Here is a 20,681-nt window from a genome sequence, read left to right as displayed (position 1 = left end):
ATGACCAGTACAACCGCCCCGCAGACCGTCCGGACCCTCATCGCACCCGACAAGTTCAAAGGCAGCCTCACCGCCAGCGAAGTAGCTGACGCCCTGGCAGCCGGACTGCGCTCCGCAACCGAAACCGGGACGGTCCTTTGCGAACTCCTTCCACTCGCGGACGGAGGTGACGGCAGCGTAGACGCCGCCGTCGCCTCCGGCTTCACCCGACGCACGTACACCGTTGCCGGACCCACCGGACAGCACACCCAGGCCAGCATCGCTTTCGACGGCGTCACCGCCGTCGTCGAGGTCGCCAACACCTGCGGCCTCGGGCTGCTGCCCGAGGGAAAGCTTGAGCCGCTGAACGCATCCAGCCGAGGCTTCGGCGAAGCCATCCTGTTCGCCCTCAGCCTCAACCCCGCCCGGATCGTCATGGCCCTCGGCGGCAGTGCCAGCACCGACGGCGGCATGGGCATGCTCACCGCCCTCGGCTATAGCTTCCGCGATGCCGACGGTCGGCAACTCTACGGCAGCGGCCGGACCCTGACCCAAATCCACACCGTCCACAGCACCGCGCTGCCCGAACTGGCCGATACCGAACTCATCGTCGCCAGCGACGTCCACAACCCCTTGCTCGGAGCCCAGGGCGCGCCGGCCGTCTTCGGACCCCAAAAGGGCGCCTCACCCGAAGACGTCACAGCACTCGACCAGGCGCTTGAGCACTTCATCGCCAAAATGACCGAGGCCGGATCCGCCTACGCGGCGGCCCTGGCAGAACACGAAGGCGCCGGCAGCGCCGGCGGCATCGGCTACGCCTGCCTGCTGCTCGGGGCGAAACAGGTCTCGGGCGCCGACTACTTCCTGGACCTGCTGGACTTCAACACCCGCAAGGACAACTGCGACATCGTCATCACCGGCGAAGGCAGCATCGACGAACAGACCCTGGCCGGTAAGTTGCCCGCCGCCGTAGCGCGCCGCTCCGGCGCCCGCCCGATCATCGCCGTCGCCGGCCGCTCCCTCCTCCCCAAGGAGAGGTGGGCGGAAATGGCATTGACCCGCGTGTACACACTTGCCGAGTACACCGACCAGGACTCCTCCAAAGACCCCGACCTCTCCGCCGCCCTGCTCCGCAGGATCGGCAAAGATATCGGAACAAGCCTCCTGTAGCGGTTCAAACCTGCTTCAGGAACAGATTCGTCCGCTCGGGGGTGACCCGGGCGGACGATTTGTTTGCCGTGAATTCCGGCCGGCCACGGCCAGGAACGGACGGCGCCCGCGGTTACCGGCCGATGCCGGTGACAGCTACCATCACCGGGACGATACTGACGATCAGGAGCGCCCCGAGGATGTCGAAGACCACCCCGGTGCGGATCATCCTGATGATCGGAACGGCGCCCGAACCGTAGACAATCGCATTTTGCGGGGTGGAGACGGGCAGCATAAATCCGAAGGACGCGGCGAAGGTCGCCGCCAGCGCAGGCACAAACGGATCAACCCCCATCGCCTGGCAGAGCGGGATAACGATAGGCACGACGACGGCCGCGGAGGCGGTGTTGCTGGTCGTCTCCGAGATGAGGACGGCCAAAACCGCGGAGAACGCCGTGATGGCGACAACGTTGGTGATGTTGAGGTTCTGGGCCGCGGCGGCCCCGATGCTCTCTGCCAGCCCGGTAGCTGCCAGGAGAGACCCGAAAATAATGCCGGTGCCGAAGAGGATGATGGTTCCCCAGTCGATTCTCGCGGCGTCCGACCAGATGAGCGTGGCCCGGCGTTCTTTCCAGTTCGTGGGAAGAATGAACAGCAGCGACGCTCCGAGCACAGCCACGATACCCTCATCCAGCCGGTCATCCAGGAAGAGGTAGAGAGCGGAGGCTGTGCCCGTGACCAGGCTGGCCACAGCTGGAAGCAGCCAGAAGCTGACGGTGAACCCGAAAGCGATCAGCGTGTTTACTTCCGCCCGCGACATTTTGCCGTGGGCCGCCTTCTGCTCACGGATGTACTCCTCAACGCCCTCGATCCGACGGACTTCGGGCTTGTTGAGCAGGAACATAGTCACCGCCAGCACCACGAACATGGCCAGGCAGAGCGGAGCTGCGGTAGCCGTCCACTGGGCGAAGGAAATACGTTCCCCCGTAGCCTCCTCGATCAGGCCCCGGCCGATGAGATTGGGCGGGGAGCCGACCGGTGTCAGGAGCCCTCCGACGCTGGCACCGTACGCCAGCATGAGCATTAGCGCGGCGCCCACTCTCAGGCGGAGCCGGTCAAAGTCGGCCCGAACAATACCGCGGTCCTGCATGAGCTGGGCAATGACGGCGAGGATTCCGAGGGCTGTGGGCATGAGCATCGCCACTGTCGCCGTGTTCGACACGAAGGCCGACAAAAGACACGTGATGACGCCGAAGGCGATGATTACGCGGTAAGTGGACGTGGCCACGCCAGGCACAGAGAGCACCGCGAAAGCGAGCCGTCGAGCGATGCCGTGCTTAAGCATCGCCTGGGCGAGTATGAAAGCGCCGATGAAGGTGAAGATCGTCGTCGACCCGAATGGGGCCAGGACCTCACTGGCCGGGGCGACGCCGAGGAGCACGACGGCGGCCACTCCCAGAAGGCCTCCCACAGGAATGGGAATGGGTTCACAGATCCACAGGATGATCACACCCAGCAGAACCGCAGCTAGAAGCTGTTATGTCCGGTCCATGGGCACGGGCAACAGCGCGAAGGTAAACGCGACCGCAGGGGCGAGGAAGAAACCCACTGTTTACCGCGCCCGCTCGAACTTCTCCTCTTTTGGAGAGAGCGCCTGCTCACTCAGGCTCCGAAAAGTCGTCCCTCCCAGCAGGGCCGACCGGACGTCAGTCCGCCCGGCATCACTCGTGGGGTCTGCCGGCAGATTCGTAGACATCCGCGCCCTTCCCTCGTTGCTTTCACCCACCATGCATCCGCGAGACACACAATGTCCAAGGGAATATCGCGCCGATGCTATCCGCACAGGCGCCGGATCCGCTACGACAAATCCGCGGACCGGCTTCTTCTCCACACCATTCATACCAAGGAAGCGCGGATCCTATGCCTCCCCAGTGAAGGGGCATATGGTGCTGGCCACATCCCGACATGATGCTGCGAGAGACGATTCGGGTCGCCCGCCGCTGCGTTCGCCCCCCCGGCGCATTTCTATCGCTCCGCCTCAGCCTCGACCGCTTCGCTCTCGATGGAGCCGCACGCCGATGCTGGCATCCGCGACTGGCTGGCGACGCTGCGGCCACAGGCTCCAAGACGCAAGGCGGCCGCCTTCGACACGCGAGCCCAGGGTCCGGCACTTCTGACTGGCCGGGCTTCCAAGGGCATCACCGCGCTGCTGCACGAAGCGGGATTCGAGATCGTCGCTGAACCGGAGAGCTTCAAGGTCACCACGGAGCCACGGTTGGGCCCGGGAGAGATTGAACGGGCCAGACTCTGGGAAGAGTCCTTGATTGCCAAGGCCGCTGGCATTTGAAGCCCTGCCGGCGAGGAGACCTTCGGCCCTACACCGGAAGCTGATGGCTTCATAGGCTTCAGGCAGATGACGGACACGCTTTGGGTCCGCACAAAGCATCCGTCCGACAGGAGAAAGAAAATGTCCCTACCGGGCATGGAACCAGGCCGCAGCTCCTCGTTCCAGATTGACAACTCCCGGACCGACCGCAGCGAGGGCTGGTCGGTGCTGGTCAGCGGGCCTTCCTCCCACGTCCTGGACCCGGACATGCTCACGGATCTGTGGGGACAGACCATGGCAGAGCCTTGGGCCGGCGGGAAACGGAACCTCTTCATCCGGATCCATGCGGCCACCGTGACCGGACGCCACGTGCACCTCGCCTGACAAAGCACGCCTTAGACCACCGCCCGGACAACCACCAACGAACCCCAGGAGAGTCATGGATCACCTTGTTGTCGGGTATGACGGATCGTCCGAAGCCGGCCCTGCTGTCCGCTGGGCCGCCCGGCAGGCCTCGCTCCGTGGCGGCGAACTCCACCTGGTACATTGCTCGCTGTGGCCAGCCCTCACCCATGACCTCGGTCCCGTGCCTGGGGTTGCGGACAGCGGACTGCGCCATGCCGCCGAAGCAATCGTCGCCGAAGGAGCAGGATACGCCCATGCCGAGGTCCCTGGACTGACCATCACCACCGGTCTCATGTACGGCTGGGCTGCCGAGAACCTCAGGAAACTCTCTTCCGGCGCCACCATGCTGGTCGTTGGCAGCCGGGGGCTCGGCGGCTTCATGGGTTTGCTGGTCGGCTCCGTCAGCCTCGAGCTGGCCTCCACTGCCGCCTGCCCTGTGGCCATCGTCAGAACAGGAGAACACCCCAACGGTCCTGTCGTCGTCGGAATCGACGTCGAGGAATGGGAACCCGCCCTCCGGCACGCCTGCACCCTGGCCACACTGTTCGAGACCACCCTGAGGGTCATCCATGTGCGCAGAAGCACGGAGAGCAGCACCAGCCCGGAACAAGGCCTGACACCCCCAATGCCAGGGAAGTGCTGGATGCGGCGGTCCGCCGCGCCCTTGACGCACTACCTGGCCTCATCGTCGAGGAACGCCTGCTGGCTGGCTCTTCCATCGCCGGAACCCTGTTGAACGAGGCGCACGACGCCCAAGCCATGGTCGTCGGGACCCAGTGCCCCGTCCTCGTCGTGCGGCCCGGCCGTCAGCACGCACAGCGACGCCCCGGCGCCCAGGTCCGCCATCAGGACCCGCCCGCGCCGGTCCCGACCGCCGGCAGACGGCAAGGACCCGCTGAAAGCGGCTTTCACTGCCGGCCTGCCGCTGTTCTCCGACCTCGCTGTTCGCCTACCGGGCGTGCTTGACCGTGCGCACACGGGTGATGATGGTGGGGCAGGGCAAGTGTGTGAGGACCGTGTGGGCGGTCGATCCCAGCATGAGCCGTTTGAAGCTGCCGCGGCCCCGGCTTCCGAGGACCAGCAGGCGCGCGTCCTGGGCTGACGCAACCAGTGCGTCGGCCGGTTCCTTGTCCGTTTCCAGGACCTGGTGTACGACAAGGTCGGGGTAGATATCGGCCAGTCCGGCGATCGTCTCGGCCAGGACGATGCGTTCTTCTTCGACGATGAGTTCCGCGAAGTTGCTTTCCGGCATGCCCTTCTGGACCCAGCGGTTGGGGCCACGGAAGGCGTGCAGCACGGTAAGTCCCTGACCGTCGCGGTCTGCCTCCGCGGCGGCGAAGGCCACCGCCTGGGTTGATTCTTCGGAGCCGTCCACGCCAACCAGAATTCCGTGGCGGGCAGCAGGATCGTGCTCACCGATGACGGCAACCGGGCAGGTGGCCACGGCGGCGATCTGCAGGGCCCGGTCGGTCAGGGTGCCGCCGGGCCAGGCATGTCCGGAGCCGATGACCATCATCGCGGCGTCCTTGGAGCGCTTCCGCAGGGCATATCCCGGGCTGCCGGAGCCGAGCATGGTGCGGACGTCGACGGACGGCGCTTCGGCGAGGGCACGGGCCTTCGCTGTGGCAACGAGCTCGGCCCCTGCCTTCCTGAGCATCTCGTAGTAGCCGGGGGTGTCGTACGTCCATCGGTCATCCACCGCGTGGACGAGGAGTACGGGCATTTTCAGGGCCGCGGCCCTGTGCATCGCCCAGGCCAGCGCCGCTTCGCTGCTGCCGGAATCGTTCACGCCGACGACAATGGGATTTTTCATGGCATGGCCTGCTCTTCCTGATCTCTGGTCCTGGTCCGGGACCGGGACCGGGGGTGGTGTCTGTTTCAGTTTCCGCTGTGCGGGTCCGGATGGTTAGGGCCGGAAGTCCCGCGCAGCGCCGTTTCCTGGGTTGCTCATGTGGCGTGCAGCCCGCGGCGACGCATGCAGGCGAGGGCTGCAGTCACCGCGGCGGCCGCGACGGCGAGCATCCACAGTCCTCCGCTGATGTCTGTCTCGGCTCCTGCCGGAATGGGCGTGTGGGTGAACGGGGACAGGCTCCGCAACGCTTCGGGGGCGCCGATCAGGCCCCCGAAAATGCCCAGGAACGCCCCGAGTCCCATGAGCGACCACCACACGGCGGCCGTCATCTCCGGGAGCAGGACAAAGACCAAAGCCAGGACTGCCAAATAGGCCAGGGCTGCCGGGAGCTGGACTGCGGCGGCAATGAACGAATCCGCAACCCGTTCCGGGACGTCCCCGGAGACGAGGACACTGGCAGCGGAGACGACGGCCCCGCTGAGCAGAACCAACACCACACCGAGGGAACCCAGGGCCAGGTAGTCCCGCATCCAGCGGACCCGGCTGACGGGGGTGGCGAGGATGAGCTCGGCCGTCCGGCCGGCCTCCTCCTGCCGCATCCGCACGATGGCCTGGACGGCGCAGGCCGCGGCGAGGACCCCAACCATACTGAACATGGCGGAAATCAGCACCTGGGAAATCAGGATGTCCCCGGCGGGCACAATGCTTCGCAGGGCTTCTCCCAAGGTCGGATCTGTCCCGGCCGCCTGTTCGACAAGCCGGGCCAAGGAACCGGCCAGGAGGCCGGCGGCCGCGGATCCAAGGCACCACCCGGCCACGGTGGGCCATTGCAGCCGCCAAGCCAGGCCGAAGGACCCGGACAGGGCCCGGGGGCGTCCTTTCGTCCTGCTCGTTCCGGCAGGAGGCTCGCTCCGCTGTCCCGGTGCGACTGCAGGGCAAAGACCACTGCGGAGCCGACAGCCGCGAAGCCCACACCCTGCAACAAGGGCGCGGGGTTGTTTGCGGTGTAGGCGGCCGTTTGTTGGTGCCATCCGATCGGTGAGAACCAGCTGGGCCAGGCGGCGCTCATGCGCACGCCGTCGGGCTGCGGTGTTCCGAGCGCGTCGCCGAGCCCCCGGAGCAGGTAGGACAGGACGACGGCGGACGTGGAAACAGCGTTCGCGCCGCGGCCCGAACGCATGAACTGGGCTGCGAGCAGCCCAAACCCGAGAAACGCCAGCCCGGTGGCGGCAACCGCGGCACCGGCGATGAGGGATCCGGCCGGGTCCAGGCCCCCGGCGGTGAACCCGGCGGCGACGGCAGCGCACAGCACCAGGTTGGCCACTGACCCGTGGACGAGGGTCGCGATCGTGGGAACGTTCCGCGAGGCAGAAGTGGCGGCGAGCAGTTCAGCCCGGCCACTTTCTTCCTCGGCCCGGCGTTGCCGCACGGCAAGGAAGGTGTTCATCAGTCCTGCCATCAACGCCAGGAACCTGAAGATCTGGAAGAACACGAAGGCATCCAGCCGGGTGCCCTGGGGCAGGCCGCGCAGCATCAGGATGGCGGGGTTCGCCACGGCGAGCCTGATGATGCCCGCACGTCCGACGTCGTCGCCGTAGGTGTCGGCGACGGCCGTGGCCGAAAGAACCCCAGCAGTCCGATGCCGCCGATCCAGAGGGAAAGTTGCCAGCGGTCCCGGCGCAGCCGGTGCAGCAGGAGAATCCACAGGAGACTCATCGCAGCCCCGCTTCCACCCCGTCGGCGGCGAGTTCATCACCGTAATGGCGCAGGAACAGTTCCTCCAGGGATGGTGGTGTGATCGTCAGGCCCTGGACTTTCAGCGATGCCAGCAGGGGCAGGACCGCGGTCAGCTGGTCGCTGTCGGCGGTGAAGGTGAGGCGTCCGCCGGCGTAGGCCAGGTCGCGGATGCCGCCGCTTCCGGCCAGCTGCGTGCGTGCGGAATCGGTCGCGGTGAAGGCGACTTCGCTGCGGGTCAGGTGCCGGCGCTGGTCAAGGGTTCCGGACTCGACGGTCTTGCCGGCCCGGATGATGGTGACCTTATCGCAGAGCCGCTCCACCTCGGAGAGGATGTGGCTGGAGACAGCACCGTGGCGCCGGCTTGGGCAACGCGTTCGATCTCCTGGTTGAAGACGGTCTCCATGATGGGGTCCAGCCCGCTGGTCGGCTCATCCAGGACGTACAGGTCCGCCGATGTGGCGAGGGCGGCGATCAGGGCCACTTTTTGCCGGTTGCCTTTCGAGTAGGACCGGCCCTTCTTGCCCGGGTCGAATTCGAAGGCGGCCTGCAGCCTTGCCTTCGTGGCCCTGTAGGCATCGGCGTTGGCGGTTCCGCCGCGCAGCCTGCTGATCAGGTCGATGGCTTCCCCGCCCGTCAGGTTGGGCCACAGGCTCACGTCCCCCGGGACGTAGGCGATGCGCGGTGAAGTGCGGCCGCGTCCGTCCAGGGGCCGTGCCCGAACACGGTCACAGAGCCGCCGCTGGCGCGCACCAGTCCCAGCAGGATGCGGATGGTCGTAGATTTCCCGGCCCCGTTGGGGCCGAGGAATCCGTGGATCTCGCCCGGGGCGACGCTCAAGTCCAGACCGTCGAGTGCTTTTACCCGCCCGAAGCGTTTCTGCAGGTTCCGGGTTTCAAGGATGCTGTCCATGGTCTTCACCAGAGTTCCTGTTGGTCGCTGGAGGTCGCCGGCGACGGCGGGCCGCGGCCGCACGGTCGCGGGGCCGAGTCTGGAGGCCAGTTTGGGGTAGACGCGCTCCAGGCTCCGGGCGATCTCCTCCAGCGCCGTCTTCTCGTAGTCGGAGAGTGCCATCGTCGGCCTCCTGTGTCGTGCATGCGTGGGTCTGGGGCTTTAGTGCGGGTTGTCCAGCGGGACAGCTTCAAGGTATTCCGGGACGCGGGCGCTCCAGCCCAGTTCGCGTTTGATGCGTGCCCGCAGGGCGTCGGAGGCGTCGGGCTCGCCGTGCGTAATGTAGGTCATCCGCGGGGCCCGTGTGGCTGTGCGCATCCAGCCGATGATGCCGTCGGCGTCGGCGTGGGCTGAAAAGCCTTCCATCTGGAGGACTTCGGCCCGGATCGGGACGTCCTGCCCGTAGATCCTCAGCTCCTCTGCCCCTGCGGCGAGTGCGGCGCCGCGGGTTCCTCCGGCCTGGTACCCGCTGAGGATCAGGGCGTTTTTGGGGTCGGGTCCATAGGCTTCGATATGGTGCAGGATCCTGCCGCCGGTGAGCATTCCGCTGGCGGAGATGATGATCATGGGCCCTCCCCTGAGGTTCAGGAGTTTGGAGTTATCGGCGGTGCGCGTCATGGTGGCCAGCTGGTACATCGCCTTGAACTCCTCCGGGCGGAGGCGGTGTTCGTCGCGGTGCTGCTGGTACATGTAGGACGCGTCGATGGCCATGGGGCTGTTCAGGTACACCGGGATGTCGGGGATGAGGCCTTTGTGGCGTAGCCGGGAAAGATGGAGCATCATCGTTTCTGCCCGGCCGACAGCGAAGGCGGCGATCATGATGACGCCACCGCGTTTGGCTACACGCCGGACCACGTCGCCGAGTTGCTGTTCAGGGTTTTCCGGTGGGTGGATTCTGTTGCCGTAGGTGGATTCGGTGACGAGCACGTCAACGGCTTCCAGGTCCCGGGGCGGGAACATGAGCGGGTCATCGGCCCGGCCCAGGTCACCGGTGAAATGCAGTGAATTTCCCCCGGCGTTCAGGTGGATCTGTGCGGCTCCCAGGATGTGCCCGGCGGGCAGGAACGTGGCTTCAATGCCCTCGCCGAGCACGAGCGGGGTGTCGAAGTCCTGGGGCCGGAAGCTGTTCAGTGATTTGACCGCGTCAGCGGCGGTGTAGAGCGGCAGGGCCGGGGCATGGATGGAGGAGCCGCGGTGATCGGCATAGCGGGCTTCCTCTTCCTGGAGGTGGCCGCTGTCCGGAAGCAGGAGTTTGCACAGTTCGCTGGTTCCGTGGGTGGCGTACACCGGGCCGGCGAACCCGTCACGGACGAGAGCGGGAACGTAACCGGTGTGGTCAAGATGGGCGTGGGTGAGAAGCACCGCGTCGATGGACGCGGCGGCAACCGGAAGCGGGGCGCGGTTGCGGTCGCGGATGCGTTTGTAGCCCTGGAAGAGACCGCAGTCGATCAGGATCCGGGTCCCGCCTGATTCAAGGAGGTACCGGGAGCCGGTGACCGTGTCGGTTGCACCGAGGAACCGGAGCCTGGCCGGGTGTTTGCTCTTCATGCTGGCCTCCTGCAAGGTGAAAGTGGTCCGGGTGCCCTGCGTGTGGGCGGGCACCCGGAAACGGGCTCAGGCTACGGAGCCGGCATCATGTGGTGGTGGCGGTATTCCTCGGTGCTCGGCTTGATCGCCAAGGCCGTGACGATAAACGCGACGGCACCTGGGATCCAGGCACTCCACGCTGCACCCATGGATGAGGCGAACCCGCCCACCCACGGTGCCAGCAGGAGGGCCACGGCGAGCACGGCCTGGGCCCATTCAGCGGCAGGCATCCCGGGCCAGGCCAGGTTGGTGGCCCCGCCCACGATAAGCAGGGCGCCAAGGGTGACCATGAGGGCCGTGGACGACCCTGTCTGGGTGGTCCACAGCACCGACAGTGCCGTGTAGGCTCCGGCGGCAATGACTGTCCAGTCCTGCCAGCGTGTCCATTTCTTCATTGGGATCATGCTCCTTCGGTGGTTGGTGATTTCTGGGTGACCGCCGAGTCATGTGCGGGGCGGGGGCAAAGGGTTCCTGCCGGGATCAAGTGGCGGGACAACGAGGACGGGACAATGCGCGTGGGCGACGCAGGCCGTCGTGACCGAACCCAGCAGCAGCTCGCGGAATCCGCCGCGGCCGCGCCGGCCAACGACCAGCAGGGAGGCGTTCTTGCTGGCGTCGATCAGCGATGGGCGGGGGGCGCCCCGCACCAGCCTGGTGGTGACGTTTCGTGGAACTTCAGGGCCGAAGGCCTCGGCCAGGGCATGCTGGAGACTCTCGGCTGCCTCATGGGTGAATCCCTCGGTGCCCATCCCGTCGAAGGCCTCAAACCCTGCGGGGAAGTCCCAGCACGCCCAGGCCTGGACATGCGTGCCCAACACAACGGCGAGGCGCGTGGCTTGCCGCAACGCCTCGATGGACGCAGCCGAACCGTCGACGCCGACAATGATCAGTCCGCGCCTTCTGCCAGTGGCCATGGCCGCCCTTCCTGGTCGTTCCGATACGGTTTCTCTAAGACTGCGCAGAAACGAGGACACGAAACAGGGCCGAAAGTCACGGCACCGACCCGGGCCCTTCGGCCCTTGTTAACCGGCGTCCGGTCGGGAACAATATGCAGAGCCGGGCAAGGAATCCGGCCCACTTTGACGGCCACGCCGGCCGCAGGACGGGAGGACCGTGGACCATCAAGCAGCACCGTCCCGCGCGGAGACCGGTCCCGCCCCTGCGCCGATCCGTGTCTTCGTTCTCGATGACCACGAACTGGTCCGCCGGGGACTGCAGGAGCTTCTGGAAAGTGAAGGCTTTGAGGTCGTCGGCATGTCGGGGTCCGCGGAGGAGGCCACCCGCCGCATCCCGGCCTTGCGGCCCGATGTCGCGATCCTGGACGCACGGCTTCCGGATGGGACAGGCATCGAGGTCTGCAGGGACGTGCGCTCCGTGGACCCCTCGCTGAACTGCCTGATCCTGACCAGCTACGACGACGAACAGGCACTCCGCGGCGCCGTCCTTGCCGGAGCCGCCGGGTATGTCCTGAAGGAAATCGGCGGCACTGACCTCCTGGGCGCCCTGCGCCGGGCCGCCCGTGGCGAATCGTTGTTTGATGCCGAACTGAAAGCAAGAATCATCCAGGGACTCACCGAACCGAAGAAGCCGGACCCGAGGGTTGCCTCGTTGACCCCGCAGGAGCGGCGTGTCCTGGAGCTCGTCGGCGAAGGCATGACCAACCGCCAGATCGGCGAACAGATGCTCCTGGCCGAAAAGACGGTCAAGAACTATGTGTCCTCGATGCTGGCCAAGCTTGGCTTCGAGCGGCGCACCCAGGCGGCTGTCTACATCGCCCACGGGCCGGACCCGGAGGCAGGCTCCGTTCACTGACCAGCGGCCCGGGACTCAGCGGGCCGGAACCGACCACACCAGAGTCGTCCCTTTCGTTGGCGCGCTGGTGATGGCGCACGTGCCCTTCAGCTCCCTGGCCCGGTGGTCCATGTTCAACAGGCCGTTGCCCGGTTTGGGATCGTTGAACCCCTGGCCGTTGTCCTCGACGGTGAGGACCAGGGTGCCCTCGGTGACCGCGACGGACACCCAGATGGCCTGCGCCCCCGAGTGCCGCACGGCGTTGCTCAGGGCTTCGGAGAGCACTGCCAAAAGGTGGATCGTCGTGACGCCATTGATGATGGAATCGACATCGCCTGTCAGGGCCAGGTGCGGTGCGAACGGAAGCGGCCGCGCGACGTTCCGGACGGTTCGGAGGATCCGGCTGCTGAGCAAATCAGGCTCACCGGAATCGGCCTGCAGGGAATAAATGGTGTTGCGGAGGTCCCTGATCGTCCCATCCAGCTCCTGGGTCACGGCGTCGATTCGGTTCAGCGCGGATTCGCCCGAGGTGAAGCGACGCAGGCTCTGGATGCTCAGGCCGGCGGCGAAGAGCCGCTGGATGACCAGGTCGTGCAGGTCCCGCGCGATCCTGTCCCGGTCGCTGAACACCACCAGCTGTTCGCGCAACCGGTGGATGCGGTCCAACTCCAGCGCCAGCGCCACGTGCGAACCGAAGACCGCCCCCATGTCAACATCGGTTCTCGGGAACGGGCCGGTCCCGGGTGCCCGCACAAGCACCAGGAGCCCGTGGTGGGAACCCTGGGCGCTGAGGTCGACCGCCAAGAGCTTTCCCCAGTAAGTTTCGTCGCCGGGACCGAGAATACTCCCGGCGTCCTCCACACACGCCGGTGCGCCGGTGTCGGCAACGGCCCTGATCTCGGGGGAATCCATGGGCAGGGTCCGCCCGGTGAATTCCGGACCGTCGGCCCCCGCCACACCCACCACCCGGTAGGAGCCCACTCCGTCGTCCGGTACAAGGATCAGCGCCAGTTGGGCTCCGGACTCCCTCAGCGCCTTGTCGGCAACGACATCCAGTGCCACCCGCCCGGATTCGTCCGTGCGGTCATCGCCGAGCATCCGTCCGGTGACATCCATGCTTGCCTCTAGCCAGGAGGCCCGGCGCCGGGCCTCCTCGTACAGGCGGGCATTTTCAATGGCCACCCCGGCGGCGGCGGCCAACGCGACCGCGAGGTCCTCGTCCTCGGGTGTGAAATCCCCTCCCCCGTCTTTCTCTGTCAGGTATAGATTGCCGAAGACAACGTCACGCACGCGTATCGGAACACCGAGGAAGGACTTCATGGGTGGATGGTGTGCCGGGAACCCGTAGGCGTTGGGGTGCTGGCGCAGATCGTGCAGCCGAAGGGGTTCAGGTTCAGTGATGAGCAAACCCAGGACGCCGTGGCCGGTGGGCCGCGGTCCGATCCGATGGGCGAGGTCGTCATCGATGCCGACGGTGATGAAATGGCTCAGCGACTGGTCTTCGCCAATGACGCCGAGAGCGCCATAGCGGGCGTTCAGTAGCCGGCACGCCGATCTGACCACCCGGTCCAGGACTGCGTCGAGGCTGAGGTCCTCGGCAACAGCGACGACCGCTTCCAGCAGCCCGCGCATGTGTTCCTGTGCGTGCAGGAGCTCCCCTGCCCTGGCCAGGAAGTCTTTCAGGAGGTCTTCGATCCGGACACCGACGGCTGGCCCGCCGTCGGGCTTCTCCGGGCCCGCACTGGAACAGTTCATCTCTGCCTTTCGCCTGCCGCCGTCATCACAGACAGGGATGCCCGCGCCTCGACAAGGAGCACATCCGATGACAGACTACCCCGGCACCGCGGCCCCAACCAGACGTCCAGCCACGGATCGAACGGGGTCTTTGGGCCCTGTTCCGCGGCCCGCCCCGGGCGTACCCTCGGCACCATGACGAACAAAACACCAGAGGCAGAGGTTCTGGAATCCCACCAATGCTGGGAACTCCTGCGCAGTGTCTCGGTGGGACGCCTGGCCCTCTGGGTCCAGGACCACCCCGACATCTTCCCGGTCAACTACAAAGTCGACCACGGAACACTGGTCTTCCGGACAGGCGAGGGTACCAAGCTCCACACAGCGCTGGGAGAAACAGCAGTAGCGCTGGAAGCCGACGGCGTCAACGCCGATACCGGTGTCGCCTGGAGCGTCGTCGTGAAAGGCCGAGCCACCGCCATCACACTCACCCAGGAAGTGCTCGATACCGTCGGGCTGCTCCTCTTTCCCTGGCAGGCCGGCCGCAAAGACCACTTCATCCGCATCGTCCCAGCCTCCATCACCGGACGCCGCTTCACAGTGACCCCGCCCCTGACCTGGTGGAGCCCCCTGGACGACACCACCAGGGCAGGACTCGAATAGCGCATCCCGGAAGTGGGTCCAAAGGCCCTAACGACTGTGCTCTGCCGTCGGTAGCGTCACAGCTATAAGGGTCAAACAACGTCCGACTGGTGGCTGTCTGGCCGACCGAAAGATCGAAGTACACGATAAAGGAGCGAGAATGTCTCTGTCTCCCCACAACATGGATGAAGGCCGGGTTGACGGCGGAATGCACGTCACGGAAGAACTCACTACCGAACGATGCTGGGAACTTCTGCGCTCAAGCAGCACCGGCCGTTTCGGTTTCCTTGAACAAGGCAGGATCGTTATCCTTCCCGTGAACTATCTCGTCGACCAGCAATCCATCTACTTCCGCACAGCCGAAACCGGGCCCATCGGCGGGGCCGTCCCTTCCCTCGAGGCGTCGTTCCAAATCGACGGTTCGCGCCCCGACCGGAGCGAAGGATGGTCCGTCCTGGTCAGCGGCCCATCCTCCCGTGTCAAGGACAAAGATCTTCTGACCCGCCTGTGGGGGAAGGCCATGGCGGAACCTTGGGGCGGCGGAGAACGCAATCTGTTTGTCCGTATCCAGGGATACAGGGTCACCGGCCGCCACGTTCATCTCGGGTGAGCCGGGTCCAAAGGCCCTAACGACGTCGCTCCCCCGTCGGTAGCGTCAAGGCATGACCCAGGAAGCAGCGGACCCCATCGAACGGCTCAGCCCCGACGAGTGTTGGGAGCTGCTCGGGCGCACCAGCGTCGGCAGGTTCGCCGTGATCGTCGAGGACCATCCCGAGATTTTCCCTGTGAACTATGTTCTGGAGCACGGCAGCATCGTCTTCCGCACAGGCGTCGGGACGAAATACTGGGCCACCATGAAGGACCCGTGCGCGCTGGAAATCGACGGCTACGATGCCTCGTCAGGGAAGGCCTGGAGCGTCGTCGTGCGCGGCCGGACACGCCTGATCCTGGACCGTGAGGAAAAGAAGGCTGCCGATGCCCTGAACCTTGACCCTTGGCAGCCGGGCAGCAAGAGCCACTATCTGCGGCTGGACTTCGAGGCCGTCACCGGCCGGCGGTTCACGACGACACGACCTGACATCTGGCACACTCCCGCCACCGACCCCCGCACAGACATCTTCCACTGACCCGCCGATCACCGGCGCCTGTGCCCCGGCGCTGGGCCTCCAACCGGATGGAAACCACATGAAAGCCCTTGTTTATGGTGGACCCGGCAAGAAGTCCTGTACTGACGCCCCGGACCCCCGGATTATCCACCCCACCGACGCCGTGGTCCGTATCGATACCACCACCATCTGCGGCACTGACCTGCACATCCTCAAAGGCGACGTGCCGGCCGTCCAGGAAGGACGCGTCCTTGGCCACGAAGGCGTCGGCACGGTCACCCGCGTCGGGCCATCGGTCACCCGGATCCGGGCCGGGGACCGGGTGATCATCTCGTGCATCAAATCCTGCGGCCACTGCACCAACTGCAAACGAGGCCTCTACTCGCACTGCGCGGGAGAGGAAGGGCTGGCAGGAACCGGTTGGATCTTCGGCCACCTTATGGACGGCACACAGGCAGAGCAGCTCCGTGTCCCCTATGCGGACAATTCCCTGCACAAGGTCCCGCACGGGGTCAGCGACGACCAAGCCGTCATGCTCTCCGATATCCTGCCCACGGCCTTCGAGATCGGCATCCAGGCCGGGCACATCAGCTCCGGCGACACGGTCGCCGTTGTCGGCCCCGGACCCATCGGCCTGGCGGCCATGGCCACGGCAGGCCTGCACGGTGCGGCGACGGTCATCGCCATCGACCTCGATGAATCACGGCTGGCACGGGCCCGGGAATTCGGTGCCACCGACACCGTGAACCCGGTGAGCCCCGGGTGGATCGGCGACGTCATGGCCCTGACTGACGGCGCCCGGGTGGACGTCGCCATCGAAGCCGTCGGGATCCCCGACACCTTCGACATGGCACTGCGTCTGGTGCGCCCCGGCGGGAACGTCGCCATCCCTGCCGAAAAGTTCGCAACCCACCAATTTCCGTTCGACCGGATCATGGATGCCTACGACACATTCTCGCGCGCGGCGGAAACACACGCGTTGAAAGTGATCCTTAGCCGGGAAAAGCACCAGGAATCCTGAAGGACGGCCAGGGCAGGGACCGCCGTGTCGATGATCATGCGGTTTTCGCTGGTGTCCGCCACCCTTTTGGTCGGGGTTCTTGTTGCTGCGCTTCTGGCTGCCGGTCACACGGCGGCTGCGGAGGGAACGGCAAACATCTACTCCCTGGGCATCGCGGTGTTCCGGGCTGTGTCGATGGTCCGGGGGCTGCTTCGAGGGCGGTGGGGAATCGATCTGCTCGCAGTGACAGCGATCGGAGCGACTGTCGCCGTCGGCGAGTACATCGCCTCGTTGATCATCGTGCTGATGCTCAGTGGCGGGGAAGCCCTGGAGACCTTCGCCCAGGGGCGGGCTTCCCGGGAGCTGCGCTCCCTGCTGGACCGGTCCCCGCGGACCGCGCACCTGGAACGCCCTGGACTTCCCGTGGAAGACCTGCCCGTCGAAAGGGTCAATCCGGGGGACGTGCTTCTGATCAAGCCCTCGGAAATCGTCCCCGTTGACGGAAAGCTTCTCACGGCGGCGGGGATCTTCGACGAATCTGCCCTGACCGGCGAAAGCCTGCCCATGGAACACCGGCAAGGCGAGAGACTGCTCAGCGGCTCCGTCAACGGAGAAAACGCTGTCCGCATGCGGGCAACGGCCACCGCGGCCGATTCCCAGTACAGCCAGATTGTGGCGCTGGTCCAGGAAGCCGCGGCAAGCCGGGCGCCCATAGTCAGGCTCGCCGACCGGTACGCAATCCCCTTCACCCTGCTGGCGTTCCTGCTGGCCGGAACAGCATGGTTCCTCAGCCAGGACCCCGGCAGATTCGCGCAGGTCCTGGTCGTCGCCACCCCGTGCCCCCTGCTGATCGCGGCACCGGTGGCGTTCCTCGCCGGCACCAGCCGGGCAGCCCAAGCCGGAATCATCATCAAGAACGCCGGTACCCTCGAGCAACTTGCCCGGATCCGGACAGCGGTTTTCGACAAGACCGGCACCCTGACGCGCGGCCGGCCAACCCTGCACGAAATCCGGGTCTCGCCCAACGCCGCGCCGCACCTGTCCGCTGCCCGGCTGCTGCAGCTGGCAGCATCCGCGGAACAGTACTCCTCCCACGTACTGGCCGCCTCCGTCATCGCGGCCGCGCTCACGCGGGAACTGCCCCTCCTCACGGGAACCGACGCCCACGAGCACGCCACCGACGGCGTCGCGGCCACCTGCGGCGAGCACACGGTCGTCGTGGGAAAACCCACTTTCGTTGAATCAGCCACGACCGGTTTCGAAAGGACGAAGTTGGTGAGCGGTCAGCTGGGCATCTACGTCGGAGTCAACGGACAGTTCACAGGAACACTGATCATGAGCGATCCCCTGCGGGAAAATGCCGTGGAAACCCTGGCCTCGCTCCGAACGCTCGGCGTCAAGGAGACAATGCTGCTTACCGGCGACACAGCCGCGACCGCCTGGCACATCGCCGCCGAGGCAGGGATCAGCCATGTCCTGGCGGAATGCCTTCCGGCTGACAAAGTCGCCGCCGTCGCAGCCCTGGGCACCCGGCCCGTAATGATGGTCGGTGACGGCGTCAACGACGCCCCCGTCCTGGCAGCCGCAGACGTCGGAGTCGCCATGGGCGCCAAAGGAGCCACGGCCGCCAGCGAGTCAGCAGACGTCGTGATCATGCTCGATGACCTGTCCAAGGTCGCCGCCGCCGTGTCGATAGGACAGCGCACCATCCGCATCGCCCACATGAGCATCTGGACCGGCATCCTGCTCAGCATCGGGCTGATGCTGGCCGCCGCCTATGGCTACGTCCCCGCAGTCGCCGGCGCCCTCCTGCAAGAACTTGTGGACCTCGCAACGATCCTGAACGCGCTCAGGGCACTCGGCGGCGAGTCCAGACAGCATGACCGGGCCGGCCAGCCATTGACGCGTCCGCCGCGGCCCGTCCCGCCCGCCAAACGGCAAGTGCCTGGCCGCTGAACCAGCTCAGTACCGCTCCGGTTCCTCACCCAGTTCAAAATGCCTGCCGTGGATGCGGTTAGGAGTGATCTCGACATAGGTATATTTCCGGGTCGGGATCCAGGGTTTGAGGGGCAGCTTGTCCGCTTCGTCGATCTCTGTCTGTGACTCAATCACCCGCGCCGTGCCGTGCAGAACGACGCTCCACGCCTCGTCGTCGACAACCTCGTCCACTTCAAAGGCCACCTTGTCGTTTACCGTCAGGCCGGCCAGCTTGGTTCCCGGATTCGTTCGAAGAAGCAGCAACCCGTTGTGGGCCAGGAAATTGATCGGATAAATGTCAGGTTCGCCCCCGACGCAGATGGCAAGGCGCCCATGCTGGCTTCGTTCGAACACTTTCCATGATTCAGCGTCGGACAAGATGGTTCCGGGTCGTTCGTCACTTTCCATGGTTCTCACTCCTGGACTGCTCGGTGCGTCCTGCCTCGGATCAGCTGACGCTGTTATTGCCGAAAGCGTACGCCGGCGCCGTGGCCTCCGACAGAGTACAAGGTCCCGTTTGGGACTGCACCAAGGCCCGCCGTTCCGCTGCGTGCGGCGGTCCTGGCGGACCTTCCTCCGCGCCTACTCCTGCGCTTACCGAACGTGTAGGCTCGGCGCCATGACCTATTCTGAGCCAGGGCCGTCAACTGAAACCCTCAGTGTCCATGACTGCTGGAAGTATCTCCGCTCCGTGTCCACGTGCAGGGTTGCGCTCATCAGCGACGGGACCCCGGAGATCTTCCCCGTGAACTATGTTCCCAACTACGGAACAGTGATATTCCGGACAGGCCCGGGGACCAAACTCGACGCCGTCCTTTCAGGCGGTCCGGTCGCGCTGGAGGCCGACGGCTTCAACTCCTACGGCACCATTGCCTGGAGCGTCGTCATCAAAGGAGTCCCTGAGATCGTTACGGGCGAAGAGAACATCCAGGAAGCCCTCGATGGCGGACTGTCGCCTTGGGAACCCGGAGCCAAGGACACCCTCGTGAGGGTCACCCCCACCGAAGTGAGCGGCCGGAAATTCGTCATCGAACCACCCACGCACTGGTGGCCCCCCATCGATCCAACGTCGACCCCGGGTCAGGAAGCCGTCGGCGACAGAAGCTGACCGGCGGCTGTGTGTCAGGCCGGTCGTGTCACGAGGGTCGGGCACTGGATGTGGAGAAGTACAGTCTGGGCCACCGAGCCAACCAGGACACGCTCCCCTCCCCTTCCCTTGCACCCCATGACCAGAAGCCTGGCCCGGGAACCCGCATCGATCAGAGCTTCTGCCGGGCCACGGCGCAGGTCCATGACTTCATGCACCACCAGCCCGGGGCATCGCCCGGATAGCTTGTCCCTTGCCGAAGACAACACCGACTGGCCCTCAAGGCCCGAGGCTGCATCCACGGCTTCCTGGCCTTCACTGCCAGAGGCAGCCGGAGCATCGCGGCCGCAGGCATGGACGACCGTCAGTTCCTGTCCCGTCCGAAGGGCCTCTTGGGCGGCTCAGTCCATGGCGAGCTCCGAATCACTGATTCGCGGAGGACTCTCGATGCTTCGGGTGTGGCGATGAACGTGGCCATACGACGGCAATCCGTCACGATCTGCCGCGGACCTAGCTGGGAGGCTGGGCGGGGTCGGTTCCCCGCGGGAGGCTAGCCTTCCTGGCGCGGGGTTACCGTCCCAGCGGTGTCACCTCCGTCGATGACGAATTCGGCTCCGGTTACGAACGATGATTCGTTCGAGGACAGGTACAGGACGAGGTCGGCAACTTCCCCGGGATGGCCTATGCGGTTGAGCGCTACGTGACTCATGTCCATCGTCATGCCGGCCGTCATCGGAGTAGAGATGACACCGGGATGGACGGAGTTCACCCTGATGCCATGACGCCCCAAGTCCAGTGCAGCACTCTTGGTAAGTCCGCGTACGCCGAACTTCGAGGCCGTGTATCCCGGGATCTGCTCATAGCCGCGGATGCCGGCAATCGAGGAGATGTTGATGATGGCCCCGCCCTTGGACTGCTTCAGGGCCGGTATCGCAGCCTTGATTCCGTTGAAGGTGCCGGTCAAGTTGACGGCGATGACGGTATTCCATTGGTCCAGGGTGTACTCCTCAATCGGGGCGAAGTTCACGATGCCTGCATTGTTCACCAGGATGTGCAGACCACCGAACATCCCGACCGCGGCCGTCACTGCGGCCTCCCAGTCCTGCGGACTGGTCACATCGAGGTGAACGTAGAGGGCGCCCGAGCCCATCCGCTCCGCGGTTTCCTTTCCCTCTTCGTCCAGGACATCGCCTATGACCACCCTCGCTCCTTCACCGTGCAACCTCGATGCCACAGCGGCTCCGATGCCCCGCGCACCCCCGCTGACCAGGGCTACCTTGTCGATGACGCGTTCCATTGTGATGCTCCTATTTCCTAGATGCTGTTGATGGTGGTGACACTGGCGAAACAGTGGTCAGGGCGAT

20 protein-coding genes and 4 pseudogenes are annotated in these 20,681 nt (G+C 65.6%); 11 read left to right on the top strand and 13 right to left on the bottom strand.

Going from position 1 to position 20,681, the window contains the following annotated elements; translation table 11 throughout:
* The gene (locus tag ASG77_RS00170) at positions 1-1,149 is read left to right on the top strand and encodes a glycerate kinase (RefSeq protein ID WP_056339571.1); all 1,149 of its coding nucleotides are present in this window, start codon (positions 1-3) and stop codon (positions 1,147-1,149) included.
* Between the two features lie 112 nt (positions 1,150-1,261).
* On the opposite strand, the pseudogene ASG77_RS00165 reads toward ASG77_RS00170, so the two are convergent.
* A pseudogene (locus tag ASG77_RS00165) lies at positions 1,262-2,650 on the bottom strand (SLC13 family permease); the annotation flags it as partial.
* A 540-nt stretch (positions 2,651-3,190) separates the two neighbouring features.
* Between ASG77_RS00165 and ASG77_RS00160 the strand changes: the two are divergent.
* From ASG77_RS00160 to ASG77_RS00150, 3 genes are all read left to right on the top strand, one after another.
* Positions 3,191-3,475, top strand: coding sequence for a hypothetical protein (locus ASG77_RS00160; RefSeq protein ID WP_056339568.1), 285 nt, complete (start codon positions 3,191-3,193; stop codon positions 3,473-3,475).
* A gap of 120 nt (positions 3,476-3,595) precedes the next feature.
* Positions 3,596-3,838 (top strand): hypothetical protein, encoded by a 243-nt coding sequence (locus tag ASG77_RS00155; protein WP_056339565.1) that lies wholly within the window; start codon positions 3,596-3,598, stop codon positions 3,836-3,838.
* Positions 3,839-3,893: 55 nt separating this feature from the next.
* Positions 3,894-4,595, top strand: a complete 702-nt coding sequence (locus tag ASG77_RS00150) for a universal stress protein (RefSeq protein WP_056339562.1) — start codon at positions 3,894-3,896, stop codon at positions 4,593-4,595.
* Positions 4,596-4,808: 213 nt separating this feature from the next.
* Here the strand turns inward: ASG77_RS00150 and ASG77_RS00145 are convergent, their stop codons facing one another.
* The 8 genes and pseudogenes from ASG77_RS00145 to ASG77_RS00120 all read right to left on the bottom strand — a co-directional run bounded on the left by ASG77_RS00145 (position 4,809) and on the right by ASG77_RS00120 (position 10,897).
* Entirely contained in the window at positions 4,809-5,672 is an 864-nt protein-coding gene (locus ASG77_RS00145) for a universal stress protein (RefSeq protein ID WP_056339559.1), read from the bottom strand.
* A gap of 134 nt (positions 5,673-5,806) precedes the next feature.
* Entirely contained in the window at positions 5,807-6,436 is a 630-nt protein-coding gene (locus ASG77_RS21625; protein ID WP_156380144.1) for a hypothetical protein, read from the bottom strand.
* Positions 6,391-7,416, bottom strand: coding sequence for a hypothetical protein (locus tag ASG77_RS21620; RefSeq protein WP_156380143.1), 1,026 nt, complete (start codon positions 7,414-7,416; stop codon positions 6,391-6,393). The genes ASG77_RS21625 and ASG77_RS21620 overlap by 46 nt, the downstream gene beginning before the upstream one ends.
* Positions 7,417-7,423: 7 nt before the next feature.
* A pseudogene (locus ASG77_RS22780) lies at positions 7,424-8,357 on the bottom strand (ATP-binding cassette domain-containing protein).
* 69 nt (positions 8,358-8,426) lie between these two features.
* Positions 8,427-8,519, bottom strand: a pseudogene (locus tag ASG77_RS22775) (DUF3040 domain-containing protein); the annotation flags it as partial.
* A gap of 39 nt (positions 8,520-8,558) precedes the next feature.
* Positions 8,559-9,944, bottom strand: coding sequence for an MBL fold metallo-hydrolase RNA specificity domain-containing protein (locus tag ASG77_RS00130; protein ID WP_056341447.1), 1,386 nt, complete (start codon positions 9,942-9,944; stop codon positions 8,559-8,561).
* 71 nt (positions 9,945-10,015) lie between these two features.
* Entirely contained in the window at positions 10,016-10,378 is a 363-nt protein-coding gene (locus ASG77_RS00125) for an SPW repeat domain-containing protein (RefSeq protein WP_056339558.1), read from the bottom strand.
* Between the two features lie 48 nt (positions 10,379-10,426).
* Positions 10,427-10,897, bottom strand: coding sequence for a universal stress protein (locus ASG77_RS00120; RefSeq protein ID WP_056339555.1), 471 nt, complete (start codon positions 10,895-10,897; stop codon positions 10,427-10,429).
* Between the two features lie 199 nt (positions 10,898-11,096).
* Between ASG77_RS00120 and ASG77_RS00115 the strand changes: the two genes are divergently transcribed.
* On the top strand, positions 11,097-11,795 hold the full coding sequence (locus ASG77_RS00115) for a response regulator (protein WP_056339552.1): 699 nt from the start codon (positions 11,097-11,099) through the stop codon (positions 11,793-11,795).
* 15 nt (positions 11,796-11,810) lie between these two features.
* Here ASG77_RS00115 and ASG77_RS00110 read toward each other — a convergent pair whose 3' ends face one another.
* Positions 11,811-13,529, bottom strand: coding sequence for a sensor histidine kinase (locus ASG77_RS00110; protein ID WP_056339549.1), 1,719 nt, complete (start codon positions 13,527-13,529; stop codon positions 11,811-11,813).
* 174 nt (positions 13,530-13,703) lie between these two features.
* Here ASG77_RS00110 and ASG77_RS00105 point away from each other — a divergent pair, with 174 nt between their 5' ends.
* From ASG77_RS00105 to ASG77_RS00085, 5 genes are all read left to right on the top strand, one after another.
* Positions 13,704-14,168, top strand: coding sequence for a pyridoxamine 5'-phosphate oxidase family protein (locus tag ASG77_RS00105; protein ID WP_056339546.1), 465 nt, complete (start codon positions 13,704-13,706; stop codon positions 14,166-14,168).
* A 139-nt stretch (positions 14,169-14,307) separates the two neighbouring features.
* On the top strand, positions 14,308-14,757 hold the full coding sequence (locus tag ASG77_RS00100) for a pyridoxamine 5'-phosphate oxidase family protein (RefSeq protein WP_056339538.1): 450 nt from the start codon (positions 14,308-14,310) through the stop codon (positions 14,755-14,757).
* Positions 14,758-14,809: 52 nt separating this feature from the next.
* Positions 14,810-15,274: a pyridoxamine 5'-phosphate oxidase family protein gene (locus ASG77_RS00095; protein ID WP_056339535.1), complete on the top strand. Its 465-nt coding sequence runs from the start codon at positions 14,810-14,812 to the stop codon at positions 15,272-15,274.
* Positions 15,275-15,332: 58 nt separating this feature from the next.
* The gene (locus ASG77_RS00090) at positions 15,333-16,274 is read left to right on the top strand and encodes an alcohol dehydrogenase catalytic domain-containing protein (protein ID WP_056339532.1); all 942 of its coding nucleotides are present in this window, start codon (positions 15,333-15,335) and stop codon (positions 16,272-16,274) included.
* Between the two features lie 30 nt (positions 16,275-16,304).
* Entirely contained in the window at positions 16,305-18,209 is a 1,905-nt protein-coding gene (locus ASG77_RS00085; protein WP_082575755.1) for a heavy metal translocating P-type ATPase, read from the top strand.
* 6 nt (positions 18,210-18,215) lie between these two features.
* On the opposite strand, the gene ASG77_RS00080 is transcribed toward ASG77_RS00085, so the two are convergent.
* Positions 18,216-18,638 (bottom strand): pyridoxamine 5'-phosphate oxidase family protein, encoded by a 423-nt coding sequence (locus tag ASG77_RS00080; protein WP_056339529.1) that lies wholly within the window; start codon positions 18,636-18,638, stop codon positions 18,216-18,218.
* Positions 18,639-18,849: 211 nt separating this feature from the next.
* Between ASG77_RS00080 and ASG77_RS00075 the strand changes: the two genes are divergently transcribed.
* Positions 18,850-19,338 carry a pyridoxamine 5'-phosphate oxidase family protein gene (locus ASG77_RS00075; protein WP_056339527.1) on the top strand — a complete coding sequence of 163 codons (489 nt, stop codon included), beginning with the start codon at positions 18,850-18,852 and terminating at the stop codon, positions 19,336-19,338.
* 14 nt (positions 19,339-19,352) lie between these two features.
* On the opposite strand, the pseudogene ASG77_RS22950 reads toward ASG77_RS00075, so the two are convergent.
* Both ASG77_RS22950 and ASG77_RS00065 read right to left on the bottom strand, forming a co-directional pair.
* Positions 19,353-19,706: pseudogene (locus ASG77_RS22950) on the bottom strand (universal stress protein); the annotation flags it as partial.
* A gap of 161 nt (positions 19,707-19,867) precedes the next feature.
* On the bottom strand, positions 19,868-20,614 hold the full coding sequence (locus ASG77_RS00065) for a glucose 1-dehydrogenase (protein ID WP_056339523.1): 747 nt from the start codon (positions 20,612-20,614) through the stop codon (positions 19,868-19,870).
* Between the last annotated feature and the right edge of the window lie 67 nt (positions 20,615-20,681).

Source organism: Arthrobacter sp. Soil762 (genome assembly GCF_001428335.1).
GTDB lineage: Bacteria > Actinomycetota > Actinomycetes > Actinomycetales > Micrococcaceae > Arthrobacter.
This window is presented reverse-complemented; position numbering and strand designations above follow the sequence as displayed.